Origin of the sequence: Kribbella lupini (assembly GCF_039529595.1) — a bacterium.
GTDB lineage: Bacteria > Actinomycetota > Actinomycetes > Propionibacteriales > Kribbellaceae > Kribbella > Kribbella lupini.
In genome coordinates this window covers 2,110,045-2,124,805 of record NZ_BAAANC010000002.1, presented here as the reverse complement: position 1 = coordinate 2,124,805, position 14,761 = coordinate 2,110,045, and the positions used below count along the sequence as shown (strand labels likewise).

15 protein-coding genes are annotated in these 14,761 nt (G+C 70.5%); 11 read left to right on the top strand and 4 right to left on the bottom strand.

Features of this window, described 5'->3' with window-relative positions; all coding sequences use genetic code 11:
* Positions 1-20 precede the first annotated feature (20 nt).
* From ABD235_RS23460 to ABD235_RS23445, 4 genes are all read left to right on the top strand, one after another.
* Entirely contained in the window at positions 21-851 is an 831-nt protein-coding gene (locus ABD235_RS23460) for a siderophore-interacting protein (RefSeq protein ID WP_344177529.1), read from the top strand.
* Positions 852-956: 105 nt separating this feature from the next.
* Positions 957-1,436, top strand: coding sequence for a TIGR04222 domain-containing membrane protein (locus ABD235_RS23455; RefSeq protein ID WP_344177528.1), 480 nt, complete (start codon positions 957-959; stop codon positions 1,434-1,436).
* 37 nt (positions 1,437-1,473) lie between these two features.
* The gene (locus ABD235_RS23450; RefSeq protein WP_344177526.1) at positions 1,474-2,157 is read left to right on the top strand and encodes a class I SAM-dependent methyltransferase; all 684 of its coding nucleotides are present in this window, start codon (positions 1,474-1,476) and stop codon (positions 2,155-2,157) included.
* Between the two features lie 46 nt (positions 2,158-2,203).
* Complete coding sequence (locus ABD235_RS23445; protein WP_344177524.1) at positions 2,204-2,863, top strand: NADPH-dependent F420 reductase; 660 nt, start codon at positions 2,204-2,206, stop codon at positions 2,861-2,863.
* A 299-nt stretch (positions 2,864-3,162) separates the two neighbouring features.
* On the opposite strand, the gene ABD235_RS23440 is transcribed toward ABD235_RS23445, so the two are convergent.
* The gene (locus ABD235_RS23440; RefSeq protein WP_344177521.1) at positions 3,163-3,885 is read right to left on the bottom strand and encodes a hypothetical protein; all 723 of its coding nucleotides are present in this window, start codon (positions 3,883-3,885) and stop codon (positions 3,163-3,165) included.
* 47 nt (positions 3,886-3,932) lie between these two features.
* Here ABD235_RS23440 and ABD235_RS23435 point away from each other — a divergent pair, with 47 nt between their 5' ends.
* From ABD235_RS23435 to ABD235_RS23405, 7 genes are all read left to right on the top strand, one after another.
* Positions 3,933-4,844 carry an aminoglycoside phosphotransferase family protein gene (locus ABD235_RS23435; RefSeq protein ID WP_344177519.1) on the top strand — a complete coding sequence of 304 codons (912 nt, stop codon included), beginning with the start codon at positions 3,933-3,935 and terminating at the stop codon, positions 4,842-4,844.
* Between the two features lie 30 nt (positions 4,845-4,874).
* Positions 4,875-5,336: a group II truncated hemoglobin gene (locus ABD235_RS23430; protein ID WP_344177517.1), complete on the top strand. Its 462-nt coding sequence runs from the start codon at positions 4,875-4,877 to the stop codon at positions 5,334-5,336.
* A 112-nt stretch (positions 5,337-5,448) separates the two neighbouring features.
* Positions 5,449-5,865, top strand: coding sequence for a hypothetical protein (locus tag ABD235_RS23425; RefSeq protein ID WP_344177515.1), 417 nt, complete (start codon positions 5,449-5,451; stop codon positions 5,863-5,865).
* A gap of 217 nt (positions 5,866-6,082) precedes the next feature.
* Positions 6,083-7,225, top strand: a complete 1,143-nt coding sequence (locus tag ABD235_RS23420; protein ID WP_344177513.1) for a quaternary amine ABC transporter ATP-binding protein — start codon at positions 6,083-6,085, stop codon at positions 7,223-7,225.
* On the top strand, positions 7,225-9,186 hold the full coding sequence (locus ABD235_RS23415) for an ABC transporter permease (RefSeq protein ID WP_344177511.1): 1,962 nt from the start codon (positions 7,225-7,227) through the stop codon (positions 9,184-9,186). Before ABD235_RS23420 ends, ABD235_RS23415 begins: the two co-directional genes overlap by 1 nt.
* On the top strand, positions 9,183-10,142 hold the full coding sequence (locus tag ABD235_RS23410) for an ABC transporter substrate-binding protein (RefSeq protein ID WP_344177509.1): 960 nt from the start codon (positions 9,183-9,185) through the stop codon (positions 10,140-10,142). Before ABD235_RS23415 ends, ABD235_RS23410 begins: the two co-directional genes overlap by 4 nt.
* 111 nt (positions 10,143-10,253) lie before the next feature.
* Complete coding sequence (locus tag ABD235_RS23405) at positions 10,254-10,850, top strand: ParA family protein (RefSeq protein ID WP_344177507.1); 597 nt, start codon at positions 10,254-10,256, stop codon at positions 10,848-10,850.
* Positions 10,851-10,870: 20 nt separating this feature from the next.
* Here the strand turns inward: ABD235_RS23405 and ABD235_RS23400 are convergent, their stop codons facing one another.
* The 3 genes from ABD235_RS23400 to ABD235_RS23390 all read right to left on the bottom strand — a co-directional run bounded on the left by ABD235_RS23400 (position 10,871) and on the right by ABD235_RS23390 (position 14,743).
* Positions 10,871-12,082 (bottom strand): ROK family transcriptional regulator, encoded by a 1,212-nt coding sequence (locus ABD235_RS23400; RefSeq protein ID WP_344177505.1) that lies wholly within the window; start codon positions 12,080-12,082, stop codon positions 10,871-10,873.
* Between the two features lie 78 nt (positions 12,083-12,160).
* Positions 12,161-13,057, bottom strand: a complete 897-nt coding sequence (locus tag ABD235_RS23395; protein ID WP_344177503.1) for an oxygenase MpaB family protein — start codon at positions 13,055-13,057, stop codon at positions 12,161-12,163.
* 117 nt (positions 13,058-13,174) lie between these two features.
* Positions 13,175-14,743 carry a PHP domain-containing protein gene (locus ABD235_RS23390; protein ID WP_344177501.1) on the bottom strand — a complete coding sequence of 523 codons (1,569 nt, stop codon included), beginning with the start codon at positions 14,741-14,743 and terminating at the stop codon, positions 13,175-13,177.
* Positions 14,744-14,761: the final 18 nt, after the last annotated feature.

Below are 14,761 nucleotides of genomic sequence, written 5' to 3'. Positions count from 1 at the left end.
CCGAGAGGAACCGTGGTCGCGTGCCCACCCCCGCACCCCGTAGTCGCCGTGCCAAGCTCGGTGTCGTCCGCCGGACCGAGCGGATCACGCCGCACATGATCCGGGTCGTGCTGAGCTGTGACGAGTTCACCGGCAACGGCATGACCGACATGTACGTGAAGCTGCTCTTCCCGCAGCCCGGCGTCGCGTACCCGGACCCGCTCGACATGGGCCAGGTCCGCGAGCAGTTCCCGTCCGAGCAGTGGCCGACGATGCGGACCTACACCGTGCGCGCGTGGGACGAGGCCGCGCGGGAGCTGACGATCGACTTCGTTCACCACGGTGACGAGGGGATCGCCGGACCGTGGGCCGCCAGCGCCCAACCGGGCGACAGGCTGTGGTTCAACGGCCCGGGCGGTGCTTTCACGCCCGATGAGGCGGCCGGCTGGCACCTGCTCGTCGGCGACGAGAGCGCGCTGCCGGCCATCGGGTCCGCGATCGAGGCCCTGCCGGCCGGCGCGAAGGCCAAGGTGTTCCTCGAGGTCGAGGACGAGACCGAGGAGCAGAAGTTCGGCGGCTCGGGTGACGTCGACGTGGTCTGGTTCCACCGCGCCGGTGCGGCCGAGGGCCGCGGCGAGCGGCTGGTCGCGGCGGTGGCCGGGCTGGAGTTCCCGTCGGACGACGTGCACGTGTTCGTGCACGGCGAGGCCGGGTTCGTCTTCGGGATCCGGAAGAACCTGTTCGCCGAGCGCGGTCTGCCGCGCGACCGGGTGTCGCTGTCGGGGTACTGGCGGATCGGCAAGAACGAGGACGGCTGGCAGGCCGAGAAGGCCGAGACCGCCCGCAAGGAGCGCGAAGCCGCAGGCAACTGATCACCCTCCGTACCGGTTGCTACGCGATGCAACCGGTACGGCGTACGGGCCGTCTGAGCCGGTGAGAACGTCGCCGAGGACGTCGCCGAGGATCAGGAGGGCCCGATGCGTACCGAGAACCCGCTCGACCTCAACCAGACCGCCTACCTGTGCGGCGGCCGCCGCCGGGCGGCGCTGGTCGTGGTCCTCGCCCTGCACGACGAGCGCGTGATCGGCTTCGCAGGACGCGAGGTGCACGCACTCGGCCCGGACGGCAGCAACCAGCTGGAGCGCGCGGTGCTCGCCGCGCTCCCCGTCGGCGGCATGCCGCTCTCGACGCTGCTGGCCACCGTCGCCGGTCTTCCCGCGATGACCGAGCTCAGGGCCTCGCTCGTCGAGCGCGGGCTGGGGAGCCGGTGGTTCCCGGGCCTGCTGACCCGGTACGGACTGCAGGTGCGACGGTCGCTGCGGGACAACGCGATCGGGACCTATCGGGTCGCGGCCGTCGGGCCGCGCGCGATCGTCGGACCGGAGCTGCGGCGGGTGTTCAACGGCCGCGAGCAGTTGGACGGCGTGCGGCGTACTGCGGTCAGCCCGCCGCTCTGATTCGAACAAATCCGCGGGCGGCGGACGTCGTACTGGCATGAGTGCCGTGGTGGATCCCGCTTCGTTCGACCGGTTCGCGGCCGACTACGACCGGTTCGTCAGCCTGCAGCCGCAGCAGGGACTCGAGTGGCTGAGCGGGCTCGGACTGCGCGGCGAGCGGGCGATCGACGTCGGCTGCGGGTCCGGCCACGCGGCGGCACGGCTCGCGGACGACTTCCAGCACGTGCTCGGCGTCGACCTGAGCGCACCGATGATCGCCATCGCCCGTGCGCGGCGGGCCCGGCCGAACGTCGAGTACCGGGTCGCGGACGCGTTCGAGATCGGCGACGACGGATTCGACCTGGTCTACAGCCACACGATGATGCACCACCTGCCCGACTACCGGGCCGGGCTCGAGCAGCTCAAGTCGCTGGTCCGCCCCGGCGGCACGGTCGCGCTCGTCGACAACGTCTCCGACCTGTACCCGACGCCACCCCGGTGGGTCTACACAGCCGGTGCCAAGCGCGGCTTCCTCTCGTCGGTCCGCCGCCTGGGACTCCGCGACGCGTGGTTCGAGCTCCGCTTCTGGCACAGCAAGCCGTGGCTCGAGCATTTGTCGAGCGACGTCTACCTGAGTCGGGTCGCTTTTCGGGAGCTGTACGACGAGATCTTCCCCGGTGCCCGGTACGACGACCTGGGCTTCGCGCTGGCGATGAGCTGGACGGACCAGCGCGCTGGATGATCGAGCGCCGTTCCCGCGTTGTGGTGGTTGAGAGGAGCAACTACCTATGAAGATCGGCATCATCGGAAGCGGCAACATCGGCGGCACCCTGACCCGGCGCCTGACCGCACTCGGCCACGAGGTCCGGGTCGCGAACTCCCGAGGCCCGGAGACGCTCGGCGACCTGGCAGCGGAGACCGGCGCGACCGCCGTCGCCGTACGGGACGCGGCGAAGGACGCGGAGATCGTCGTCGTGACGATCCCGGAGAAGGCCGTCCCGGCCCTCCCCGCCGGCCTGTTCGACGACGCGGCCCCCGGCTTCGTCGTGATCGACACCGGCAACTACTACCCGCAGCGCGACGGCCGCATCGCCGGCATCGAGGACGAGGGCCTCACCGAAAGCGCCTGGGTCGCCCGCGAGCTGGGCGTTCCGGTCATCAAGGCCTTCAACAACATCCAGGCCCAGCACCTCCTCGCCAACGGCGCCCCCGCCGGCACCTCCGGCCGCATCGCCCTGCCAGTCGCAGGCGACAACCCGGACGCCAAGGCCAAGGTCCTCGCTCTGGTAGACGCCCTGGGCTTCGACCCCGTCGACGCCGGCCCGCTGTCTGAGTCCTGGCGCCAGCAACCAGGCAGCCCCATCTACGGCGCCGACCCAGACGCCGACGGAGCCCGCAAAGCCCTGGCCGCCGCCACCCCCGACCGCCCAGCCGAACTCCGCGGCTGACCCTTCAGACCGCCGGGCGAACAACAGGGCACAAGCACACGCCGCCGAGCACCATCAGCCGGGTGAGCCGCGCCACCCGAGCAGTCGGGGTGTGCTCGCCCACCTTGCGCAACTCCCGCCGGCAGCGGCGGGACGTTCCAACGACGTCATCCGGCGGGACCGCGGCGACCAACCCAGCCTCCGCTCTGCTTCATCCGAGCTGGCTGGCCGCCGCGCAACCGCCGGATCACGCCGCTGGAACGACTCGCCGCTGCCGGCAGAAATTTCGATGGGAGATCGGCAGCGTGCCGGGGCGCCAGCTAGGCCGACTTCGCGCCGTCGACGCGGTGCTGGAGGAGTTGGGTGAGGGTGGGGGCGAGGTTGGTGGGGAGGACCCAGTCGTCGCCGGCGGCCTGCAGGATGACGGCCGGGCCGGGCGTGCGGACGGCTGCGACGGGGATGGGGAAGCGAAGGCGTTCGGAGCCCGTGAGGTCGACCTCGTGGACGCCCGTCACCTTCGTGAACGGGTAGGTCCGGCGCAGGTCCTCCGGGTTCGCGCCGCGGAGTTTGCGAGGGATGGTGTGGATGGAGACCGTCTCAGTGCCGAGGACGATGCTCGTGCCCCACAGGCCGCGGAGCCGGAAGGCGAGTTCGTACGGCGTACCGGCGAGCTCCGGATCGACCGGGACGAGCAGCGTCCGTTCGGCGTACGCCGCAAGGGCAACGCCGACGCCCGCGCCGAGCCACCAGATGACCAGCACGGCCAGCAGGATGAACACCAGCGCGAAGTTGTCCGGCACGAGCGTCAGGTAAACGGCCGAGACCGCGCCGAAGATCGCCCCGGTCATCCGCCAGCGCTGCGGACGGAACCGCTGCCGCGGGAAGAGCAGCACCCCGAGCACCAGCAGCACGGCCGGCAGAACAGCGCCCGTCAGACCAGCGGTCGCCAGACTGACGCCCAGCGTCAGCACCGGAAGACCGAGGTAGATCAGCCCCACGACCAGTTGGACCTTGCGATGCCGTCGTGCCAGTTCGCCGCTCACGGGAAAACCCAAGCACACAAACCCCGGACGACCTACTGTGCTGAACGATGGCCGACTTCACGATCCCGCAAACGCTCCGCGACGCCCACACCGACGAGGCCGCGCAACGCTGGCTGAAGGCGCTCCCCGAGACCACCGCCGGCTACCTAGCCCGCTGGCAGCTCACGATCGACGGCACCCCGATGCACGGTGCCGCCTCCCTCGTCCTTCCCGTACGGCGTACAACCGGCGAGCGCGCCATCCTCAAGCTCCAGCCGCGCAGCGACGAGAACGAGGGCGAGGCCCTCGCCCTCCGGACCTGGAGCACCGACGACGTCGTCAGGGTCCTCGAGTACGACGACGCGACCGCCACGATCCTGCTCGAACGCCTGCACCCCCGGACCCTCGACGCCGTCCCCGACCACGTCGAGGCCACCCGCATCCTCACCGAACTCCTCGCCCGCCTCAGCACCACAGAGGCGCCCAAGGAACTCCGTACCCTCGAAGCCGTCGCCACGGAGATGGTCGCCACAGCCCCGGCGCTGATCCCCCAGCTCGCCAGCGCTGAAGAGCAGCAACTCGCCGCGACCTGCGCGGCCCGCGTCACCGAGCTGCTCGCGGAACCCGGCGACCGCCTCCTGCACTGGGACCTGCACTACGACAACGTGATGGCCGCCGACCGCGCGCCCTGGCTCGTGATCGACCCGAAGCCGCTCGCCGGCGACCCCTGCTTCGAGCTCTTCCCCGCGCTGAACAACCGCTGGGACGACCTGGTCGCGACCGGCGACCTGCGCCGCGCGATCCGGTACCGCTTCGACCTGATGGTCGACCGGCTCGGGCTCGATCGCGACCGAGCGGTCGGCTGGACACTCGGCCGGATCCTGCAGAACGTGCTCTGGGACCTCGAGGACGACGAGCACGCGATCGAGCCGGTCCAGGTCGCGATCGCGGCGGCTCTGGCCGGGGACCCTCGCGGATGATTACATGATTACGAGAGGGAGGGGATCCAGATGACGACACCCACGGTGTATGAGTGGGCCGGCGGCGCCAAGGCGCTGCGCCGGCTGACCGAGGTGTTCTACGACCGAGTGCTCGACGACGAACTGCTCGCGCCGGTCTTCGCCACCATGAGCTCAAAACACCGTGAACACGTCGCGCTCTGGCTGGGCGAGGTCTTCGGGGGACCCACCACCTACACCGACGAGCTCGGCGGCTACCCGGCGATGCTCAGCCATCACCTCGGCCTAGGCCTCACCGAGCAGCAGCGCGCCCGCTGGGCCGCCCTGATCGCTGCCAGCGCCGACCCGGCCGGCCTGCCCGACGACCCCGAGTTCCGCTCAGCCTTCGTCGCGTACGTCGAATGGGGCACCCGAATCGCCCTCGCCAACTCGCAGCCCGGCGCCACCCCACCCCCGCAGGCCCCGGTCCCCCACTGGGGCTGGGGCGAAGCCCCGCCGTACCAACCGAGCTGACAGCACACCCGGCGCGTTGCAGGTTCCTGCAACGCATTTGCCGGTTTCGCGGTTGCCGATGAGCGTTTTCGCAGCGGACCCCGCCCCGAGGTCCCGAGTGAGGAGACTGCTCATGAAGACCCGCATGATCGCCCGTGCCGCGGCCGCTCTGGTCGCCACCGCCGCCATCGCCACCGTCACCGCCACCAGTGCCAGCGCCGTGAACGTGAACTGGCTGTGGGAGACCACGTCCGGGAACAACATCGGCGTCGGCAGCTACACCGACTCCGGCAACGTGATGCACGTGGACGACCAGGAGGTCGACGACCGCTCGGTGCTGCTGTTCGTCCGTCGTCCGGGTGCGGCCACCGGCTACGCCTGCTGGGACCACGGCGGCGCTTCGGGCGGAGGCGTCGACTGCACGCTGGACGCCTACAACGAGAACGAGACGCTCGAGGGGTACCTCTGCAAGGGCGAGTGGGCGTCGAACCCGGCCGACCGCCAGATCCGCACCTGCAACACCGCGCAGATCAAGCGCTTCACCAAGTAGTCGCAGGCCCGAGGCCGGGCTCTCCGCACCCTCGGTGCGGAGAGCCCGGCCACTGCTGTGAGGTGCCTCTCCTCGCGGTCCGGCGATGGCGCGCAGGGTCAGGATCCGGTGAATGTTTGACCGCTCAGACACCCGGACCGGCACTGCCGGACCAAGCATTCGATAAAGTCGCCGTTCACGACGAACCCGGCCGCCGGGGATGCGAGGGTGAATCACTGTGACCGCTCAGCTCGAGTACCCCGACCCGCAGGAGTCCGAGGCTCTGCTGTCGGTCCAGGGCCTGTGGAAGGTGTTCGGCCCGAAAGCGGCCCGGGTGCCGCGCCGTCCGGAGCTGGCCGAGCTCAACCGGGCCACTCTCTACGACCGCACCGGCTGTACGGCGGCCGTCCGCGACCTGAGCTTCGACGTCGCGCCGGGCGAGGTGTTCGTGGTGATGGGCCTGTCCGGCTCCGGCAAGTCGACGCTGGTCCGCTGCCTGACCCGGCTGGTCGAGCCGACCGCGGGCCGGCTGATCTTCGAGGGCGAGGACTTGCGCGCGGCCGACGAGAAGCGGCTGCGCACGCTGCGACGGAGCAAGTTCTCGATGGTGTTCCAGCACTTCGGCCTGCTCCCGCACCGCAAGGTGATCGACAACGTCTCGTACGGGCTGGAGGTGCGCGGCGAGAGCAAGCCCGACCGCAAGCGCCGGGCCCAGGAAGTGATCGACCTGGTCGGCCTGTCCGGGAACGAGAACATGTACCCCGAGCAGCTGTCCGGCGGCATGCAGCAGCGGGTCGGCCTGGCCCGCGCGCTGGCCAACGACCCGGACGTGCTGCTGTTCGACGAGCCGTTCTCCGCGCTGGACCCGCTGATCCGCCGCGAGATGCAGACCGAGGTCGTCCGGCTGCACCGCGAGGTCGGCAAGACGATGGTGTTCGTCACCCACGACCTGTCCGAGGCGCTCAAGCTCGGTGACCGGATCCTGCTGATGCGCGACGGCGCCGCCGTCCAGCTCGGTACCGGCGACGAACTGGTCGGCGCCCCGGCCGACGACTACGTGCGCGAGTTCGTCCGCGACATCCCGCGGGCCGACGTCCTGACCCTGCGCTGGATCGTCCGGCCACCCCGGGACGGCGAGCAGCTGGACGGGCCGGAGCTCGGCCCCGACGTCCTGGTCCGCGAGGCGACCCGGCTCGTGCTCGAGTCGGACCGCCCGGTGAAGGTCGTCGCCGAGGGGCAGCTGCTCGGCGTGATCAGCGACGAGGAGATCCTCGCCGTCGTCGCGGACGCGGCTCCGTCCGGCGGAAGCACCTCGTACGGCGCAAGCGCTCTTTCGTCGGGCACCTCCGGCTCGGGCCCCGCCTCCGCCCCGCGGTTCTGATGGCGTCCATCACCGGCTCCATCGAGCTGATCGTCCGCAAACCCCGCAAGCTCGTGCTCGTCGGCGGGCTCCTCGTCGTCTGGCTCGCGCTCTGGTTCGTACTGCGCGGCCTCAACACCCTCGCGCTCGCCGGGCAGGACACGACCCCGTTCCACCGCTGGCTGACCGAGCAGGCCGGCGTGGTCGGCAGCGGGAACGCGATCTCGGACGGGATCCGGGTCGTCGTCGACCAACTCGTCGTACTGCTCCAGAACGTGATCGCCCAACCGTCGTACGGGCGTCCGGTGCCGGTCGTCGGCTGGCTCGGTGTCGTCGCGGTGTCGGCGTTCCTGGCGTGGGCCTTCGGCAATTGGAAGGTCGCGCTGCTGACCGCGGCCGGGCTCACCTTCATCGGGCTGCAGGGGTTGTGGCAGGAGAGCATGGACACGCTCTCGCTCACGATCGCGGCCGTCGTACTGGCCCTGCTGGCCGGAATCCCGCTCGGGATCTGGGCGGGCCTGTCGGACCGGTTCTTCAAGGTCGCGACGCTGGTGCTCGACCTGATGCAGACGTTGCCCACGTTCGTGTACCTCGCGCCGCTGACCCTGTTCTTCGCGATCGGCCCCGCCGCCGCGACGATCGCGACGCTGATCTACGCCGCACCGCCCGTCGTCCGGCTGACCGCGCATGCGATCCGCTCGGTGCCGGCCGAGAGCGTCGAGGCAGCCCGGTCGCTCGGCTCGACCCGCGGGCAGACGCTCGCCAAGGTGCTGCTGCCGATGTCGCGCAGCACGGTCGTGGTCGGGATCAATCAGACCATCATGGCCGCGCTCTCGATGGTCACCGTCGCCGCGCTGATCGACGCGCCCGGCCTCGGCCAGACCGTGCTGAAGGCGTTGCAGACGCTCGACGTCGGGGTCGCGTTCAACGCCGGCCTGGCCATCGTCGTGCTCGCGATCGTGCTCGACCGCGTGACCACCGCCGCCGGCGACCGGCCGTGGCGGATCGCGAGCCTGCGCCGCAAGATCCTGCTCGGCGCCGGCGCGCTCGGCGTCCTGGTCGCGATCTGGTTCTCCCGGACCTACCTGTGGGCGGCCGAGTTCCCGACCGACGTGAACCTCGGCTCCCGGATCGCCGTGGCCGCGGCCGACGTGACGAACTGGGTGCAGGACGTCTTCGGCGGTTTCACGTACGGCGTCCGCGACGCGGTCACGTTCGGCGTACTCAACCCGCTCGAGGCGCTGCTCACCGAGTCGCCCTGGTGGCTGGTGACCGCGGCCGTCGTCACGCTCGCGCTGGTGCTCGGCGGATGGCGCGCCGCGCTGCCCGCGACGGTCTGTCTGCTGCTCCTGGTCGGGACCGGCGTCTGGCACGACGCGATGGTCACGCTCGCGTCGACGCTGCTGGCCACCGTCGTGGTGGTTGCTGTCGGCATCGTTCTCGGCGTCTGGACCGGGCGGAACCAGCGGGTCGACAGCTGGGTCCGGCCGATCCTCGACGCGGGGCAGACGATGCCGCCGTTCGTGTACCTGGTGCCGTTCCTGGCGCTGTTCGGGACCAGCCGGTTCACCGCGATCGCGGCCGCGGTCGTCTTCGCCGTACCGGTGACCACCAAGATCGTTGCCGACGGCATCCGCGCGGTGCCGGTGGCGACGGTCGAGGCGGCGAACTCGGTCGGCTCCAGCACCTGGCAGGTGATCAGCAAGGTCCAGCTGCCAGTGGCCCGCCGGGCGATCACCCTCGCGGTGAACCAGGGCCTGATCTACGTGCTGTCGATGGTGGTCGTCGGCGGCCTGGTCGGCGCCGGCGCGCTCGGGTACGACGTGGCCGCCGGCTTCGCGCAGAGCGAGCTGTACGGCAAGGGCCTCGCGGCCGGGCTGGCGATCGTGCTGCTGGGCGTGATGCTCGACCGGATCACGCAGGCGGCGGCTCGGCGTACGAGGAAGTTCAGAGGAACAGTCAGAGGAGACAACCTGTGGTGACCAACAAGCTCCGCTCCGCCGGAGTGCTGACCGCGCTGGCGCTGGCGCTGACCGCCTGTGGTGGCGCGAAGGTCGGGGAGGCGGAGAAGCCGGCCGCCGGCGGCAAGGAGTGCGGCACGGTCAACCTGACCGTCAGCCCGTGGGTCGGGTACGAGGCGAACGCCGCGGTGGTGGCCTACGTCGCGACCAAGGACCTCGGCTGCAAGGTGGTGAAGAAGAACCTCAAGGAAGAGATCGCCTGGCAGGGCTTCGCCACCGGCGAGATCGACGTGAACCTGGAGAACTGGGGTCACGAGGACCTGAAGAAGAAGTACGTCGACGAGCAGAAGGTCGCCGTCGTGGTCGGCCCGACCGGGAACAAGGGCGTGATCGGCTGGTACCTGCCGCCGTGGCTCGCGGCCGAGAAGCCCGAGCTCAAGGACTGGAAGAACCTGAACAAGCTCGCGTCGCTGTTCAAGACGTCGGAGTCCGGCGGCAAGGGGCAGCTGCTGGACGGTGACCCGTCGTTCGTCACCAACGACGAGGCGCTGGTGAAGAACCTGAAACTCGACTACAAGGTCGTGTACGCCGGCAGCGAGACCGCGCTGATCCAGGCGTTCCGGGACGCGGAGAAGAACAAGAAGCCGGTGATCGGCTACTTCTACGAGCCGCAGTGGTTCTTCAACGAGCTGAAGCTGGTCAAGGTCGACCTGCCCAAGTACACGCCGGGCTGCGACGCCGTCCCGGCCAAGATCGCCTGCGACTACCCGGCCTACGACCTGGACAAGATCGTGTCCAAGAAGTTCGCCGAGTCCGGCAGCCCGGCGTACGAGCTGGTGAAGAACTTCACCTGGACCAACGACGACCAGAACGTGGTCGCCAAGTACATCGCCGAGGACAAGATGACCCCGGACGCGGCCGCCGAGAAGTGGGTCAACGAGAACCGCTCCAAGGTCGACGCCTGGCTCGGCAAGTAGCCCGGTCGACGGCCTCGGGGAAAACCTGAGGCCGTCGGCAACTATCACGACGCGAATCGGCAACGCCGACGACACGCCGGAAATCGGACAGAACCGGGTAAGTTCGGTTCCATGATCATCGTGACAGCTGCACTGAAGGGCGGGGTCGGCAAGACAACCACGTCGGTGTACCTCGCCGCGCTGGCATCGTCGAACCGCCGGACCGCCACCCTCGTCGACGCCGATCCGCAGGGTTCTGCCGCGGACTGGATCGAGACGTCGGACGACGACCACCTGGCCCGGATCGAGATCGCCGAGGCGCCGACGGAGCGGTTGCTGACCAAGGCGCTGGACAAGGTGCCACCGGAGGGCATCGGCGTCGTCGACATGCCACCGTCGCACGAACGGCTGCTGAACAAGGCGCTCGAACGGGCCCGGATCGTGGTCATCCCGACCCGCGTCGGCGGCGTCGAGACGCCCCGCGTGAAGGCCGTGCTCGAGCTGGTCCCCGAGGGCACGCCGGTCGGCCTGGTGATCTGCTCGGCCCGCACCTACACGCGCGCCTACCAGGAGACCATGCAGCAGTACGCCGAGGAGAACATCCCGGTCTGGGGCTCCATCCCCGAACGCGTCTCCATCACCGCCGGCCCCACCGGCCCTCTGGCCGAGGACGGCCTGGAGTCGTACCGGAAGGTCTGGCGCAAGATCCTCGCCGCAGCCCGGTCCTGAGGTGCTGGCCGCCTCTGCAGTCAGCGCTGCAGGGGCGGTTCACCACGCACATAAGAACGAATGACTGTCGCCGCCGCACCGCGGGCCCAGTCGTCGAAGGTGTGAGACCTGAGCATCAAGCGGCAGTCGCCCGCCGCGCCGAAAGCGTGCGCCGCGAACGCCTCGCGCATCCGCTGCTCGTACAGGTCGTAGTCCGCGACACCTTCACCCGCGATCACCACCAGCTCCGGGCCCACCAGGTTCACCATCGCGGCCAGCGCCGAGCCGATCACCTCGCCGGCCCGGTCGAACGCCTCGCGCGCGTGCTCGTTCCCCGCGTGCGCCAGCTCGATCGCGCCGGACAGGTCCAGCTTCGGCTTCCCGGTCGTCTTCCGCGCCCGCGCCAGGATCGCGTCCGACGAGGCAACGGTCTCCACACACCCGCGCCGACCACACGTACAGACCAAATCACCCGGTGCCAACGGCAAGTGCCCGAGCTCCCCCGAAACCCCGTGCGCTCCCGACACCACCTCGCCGTTGATGTAGAGCCCGCACCCGACGCCCGACCCGATCGTCACCACCGCGAACGAGTCGGCGTTCACCCCGACGCCGAACCAGTGCTCCGCCACCGTCAGCGCCCGCACGTCGTTCGTCACCACCACCGGCACGTCGAGCGAGGCGGTCAGTGAAGCCGCCAGCGGCACGTCCCGCCACCCCATGAACGGCGAGTCCCGCACCACGCCGTGCACCGCGTCCACATCCCCGGACACCGCGACGCCGATCCCCACCAGAGGCCCGGCCAGACTCTCCGGGTCCTCGATCACGTCGATCAGTTCCCGCGCCAGCTCGACCAGCTTCGCGGTCACCGTCTCCGCCGACGTGTCCGGCAGCCTCAGATGCCGTACGGCGCGAATCCCGGCCGTGAAGTCCGTGGTCACCCCGATCAGGTCCGTCGGCGTCACCTTCAGCCCGATCACCGAGACGCTGTCCGCGACGACGGTCAACGGGCTGACCGGCCGCCCGATCCCGAGCTGACTCTCGACCGGTGCGTCCGGGTCGGCCGCGACCGGCTGGTCGGTGACGAACCCGGCCTCGATCAGCGGCGCGACCGCCTTGGTGACCGCCGCCTGGGACAGCCCGGTCCGGCGGGCGATCTCGACCCGCGGGATCGGTCCCTGGGTGAGGATCTTGGTGAGCACCTCGATCCCGGCCGGCGTCGCCAGTGGCAGCGGACGGTTCGGGCGTGGAGACATGAGAGCAAACTACCGGCGCGAAGGCCGTTTCAGCGCGCTCGCAGCGTAGGTCTGCGCAGGAATACGCATTCAGCCCGCTCAGGCCGTCGATTTGTCGATATCCCCGAGAACTGGCGAGGCCAGCGCCCAGCGGATCGTTCGCGTGAGGCCGTCCCCGGCCGCCCGGACGACGGTCCCCTCCGCCAGCGGCAGGTACGGCAGGCGCAGCGGCCACCGCGACCACGCCGGCAGTAGCCCGACCGCGGCCGCCGTCAGTACGCCGTACGCCGGACGCGCGGCCATCGGCACCGGCGGGTGGATCAGGATGAACCGCGCCGCCTGCCGCGCTTCGGTCGTGCCACGCAGCTCCGGCCGGTACGCGTCCAGCATCTGCCGCAGCTCCAGCAGCGTCGTCGGCGGGTCCACCACGCCCAGTGCCCGGGCAACCCGAGCGGTGTCCTCCACGTACCCGTCCTGCTCGGCCGAGTCGAGCGGCGCCGCGCCGTACCGCTGGTGCGCGGCCAGGAAGCTGTCGATCTCGGCCAGGTGCACCCACTTGAGCAGGTGCGGGTCACCAGCCCGGTACGGCGTACCGTCCGGGCTCGTCCCGCGGACGCGCTCGTGGACCGACTTCACCTTGGCGATCGCGGCCTCGGCATCAGCCTCCGCGCCGTACGTCGTGATGGCCAGGAAGAAGCTGGTCCGTTGCAGCCGGCCCCACGGATCGCCGCGGTAGCCGGAGTGCGCCGAGACGGCCGCCATCGCCGAGGGGTGCAGCGACTGCAGCAGCAGCGCCCGCAGCCCGCCGGCGAACATCGACGCGTCGCCGTGCACCCGCCGGATCGGCCGGTCCGGCGCGAACCACCTAGGCCCAGGGGTGTTGTGGACCCGGTTCCGCTCGGCGCGTGGATCCGGGCCGGCCACCTTCGTCATGATCATCCGGGCCAGCCCGTCCCTCACCGGGTCGAGCAGCGTGGTCGGCAGAGTGGCGGTCATACGACCAGTCTCCCCACCACTCCAAGCCCTCGACCATCGTCACCGGCCGACGTCCACGAAGATCGGGTTGGTGTAGAGCCAGGTGTCCAGCCACGGGTCGCCGTCGTTCACCGGGTGCTAGATCGGGCCGGCCGGGTCGATCGCGCGGCCCAGGTAGCCCGGACCGTTGCGGCGGCCATCGCTGCCGCGCAGCCGGAGGTAGTGGCTGCGCTCGGCCCGGCCCAGCGGGATGTGCAGCGTGTAGGTGCCCGACTTCCGCCGTACGTCGATCTGCTCGACCACTCTGGTGTCGGGAGCCTTCCAGCTGTCCCGGTCGCTGACCGGGCCGGTCACCAGGCCGCGGATGACGTCCAGGTGGGCCAGGCGCGGCAGGAGCTCGTGGAAGTTCGGCCTGGTCGCGCTGGTGACGGTGACGCGCAGCTCCAGGCGCTCGCCGCGGCCCACCTTCAGCCGACCGCCCAGCGTGACGCCTCGCTGCTTGGAGCCCGCAGGAGCGAGCCGGACGTCCAGGCCGTCGACCAGCTGGCCGTGGTCGACCCAGACCCGTCCGGCGCGCAGTCCGGCCATCACATCCAGGTAGGAGTAGCGGGTCACGCCCACGTGGGTCCGGCTGAACTGGCCGGGCCAGAAGTCGCTGCCGGCCTGCGGCGTCCCGGCGTCGGTCGGCGCGGGCTTCCAGCCGAGCGAGTCGAAGGTCTCGCCGGGCGGGAACTCCCCGTCCTTCCAGGTGTCCCAGATGGTCCGGTGGTTGTCGCTGTTGGAGGTGATTGAGAACAGCCGGCCCTCCGCGAGCAGCGAGTCCCACAGGCCGCCGACGGTCGCGGTGGCCCAGTCGAAGCCGCCGTACGTCCGGTACGCGTCGGCCGGGTAGCCGGCCCAGCTGCCGGTGCCGGGCGCGTTCACGTACTCGCCGCGCTGGGCGTTGGTGACACCCCGGTAGGCGACCCAGGCCGGGTCGGCGTCGCCCTGCGAGCCGGGCGCGCCCTCCATGCCGATGCAGACGCCGGTGTCGCGCCAGGCGCGCAGCTCGTGCGGTGCGTCGATGCCGAGGCGCAGCGGGTGGTTGGCGAGCACCAGTACGTCGTCGACGTACCCGCGCTGCTTCTGCTCGGCCAGCCAGTGCAGCGCCTTGACCGCGTGCGCTTCGTTGTCCGCGGTGTCGGTCGAGCGGTTGGTGAGCTTCCCGTCGTACTGGCGCTCGAAGGCCTGCAGCAGCGGTACGACGTTCGGCCCCGGCGCGACCAGCACGGTGCCGTGCTCCGCGGCCGGGATGTACCACTCGAGGCCCTGGAAGATCAGCATCCGCGGGTTCTCGGCGCGAGCCTTCAGCACCTCGGTCTGCTCGGCCGCGGCGCCCTTGTCCGCGTGGCCGAAGTTGCTGTGCTCGGTGAACGCCATCCAGTCCAGCCCGAACTGCGCCGCGCGCTGCGCCAGCTGCCCGAACCCGTACTTCGCGTCGTGGCTGTACCGGCTGTGCACGTGGTGATCGCCCACGAGCCAGACCAGCTCCGGGTCCCCGCCCGGCGTAGCCACGGCCTCGGTCACGCCGGCAGCACCCAGCAGCCCGACCCCACCAAGCATCCCGGCGCCACGCAGTAGTCCCCGCCGGGAAACCCCTTGCGGATCCAGCTGCTCCTCCGGCACCGCCGGATCGGCCCACTCCGGCACCTGCTGCGCATCCGTCATCCCGCGAACCCTCCTTGT

Excerpts from the sequence above, each read along its gene's own strand:
- ABD235_RS23455 (WP_344177528.1), top strand. The coding sequence starts at position 957 with ATGCGTACCGAGAACCCGCTCGACCTCAACCAGACCGCCTACCTGTGC.
- ABD235_RS23450 (WP_344177526.1), top strand. The coding sequence starts at position 1,474 with ATGAGTGCCGTGGTGGATCCCGCTTCGTTCGACCGGTTCGCGGCCGAC.
- ABD235_RS23445 (WP_344177524.1), top strand. The coding sequence starts at position 2,204 with ATGAAGATCGGCATCATCGGAAGCGGCAACATCGGCGGCACCCTGACC.
- ABD235_RS23435 (WP_344177519.1), top strand. The coding sequence starts at position 3,933 with ATGGCCGACTTCACGATCCCGCAAACGCTCCGCGACGCCCACACCGAC.
- ABD235_RS23430 (WP_344177517.1), top strand. The coding sequence starts at position 4,875 with ATGACGACACCCACGGTGTATGAGTGGGCCGGCGGCGCCAAGGCGCTG.
- ABD235_RS23425 (WP_344177515.1), top strand. The coding sequence starts at position 5,449 with ATGAAGACCCGCATGATCGCCCGTGCCGCGGCCGCTCTGGTCGCCACC.
- ABD235_RS23415 (WP_344177511.1), top strand. The coding sequence starts at position 7,225 with ATGGCGTCCATCACCGGCTCCATCGAGCTGATCGTCCGCAAACCCCGC.
- ABD235_RS23405 (WP_344177507.1), top strand. The coding sequence starts at position 10,254 with ATGATCATCGTGACAGCTGCACTGAAGGGCGGGGTCGGCAAGACAACC.
- ABD235_RS23400 (WP_344177505.1), bottom strand. The coding sequence starts at position 12,082 with ATGTCTCCACGCCCGAACCGTCCGCTGCCACTGGCGACGCCGGCCGGG.
- ABD235_RS23395 (WP_344177503.1), bottom strand. The coding sequence starts at position 13,057 with ATGACCGCCACTCTGCCGACCACGCTGCTCGACCCGGTGAGGGACGGG.
- ABD235_RS23390 (WP_344177501.1), bottom strand. The coding sequence starts at position 14,743 with ATGACGGATGCGCAGCAGGTGCCGGAGTGGGCCGATCCGGCGGTGCCG.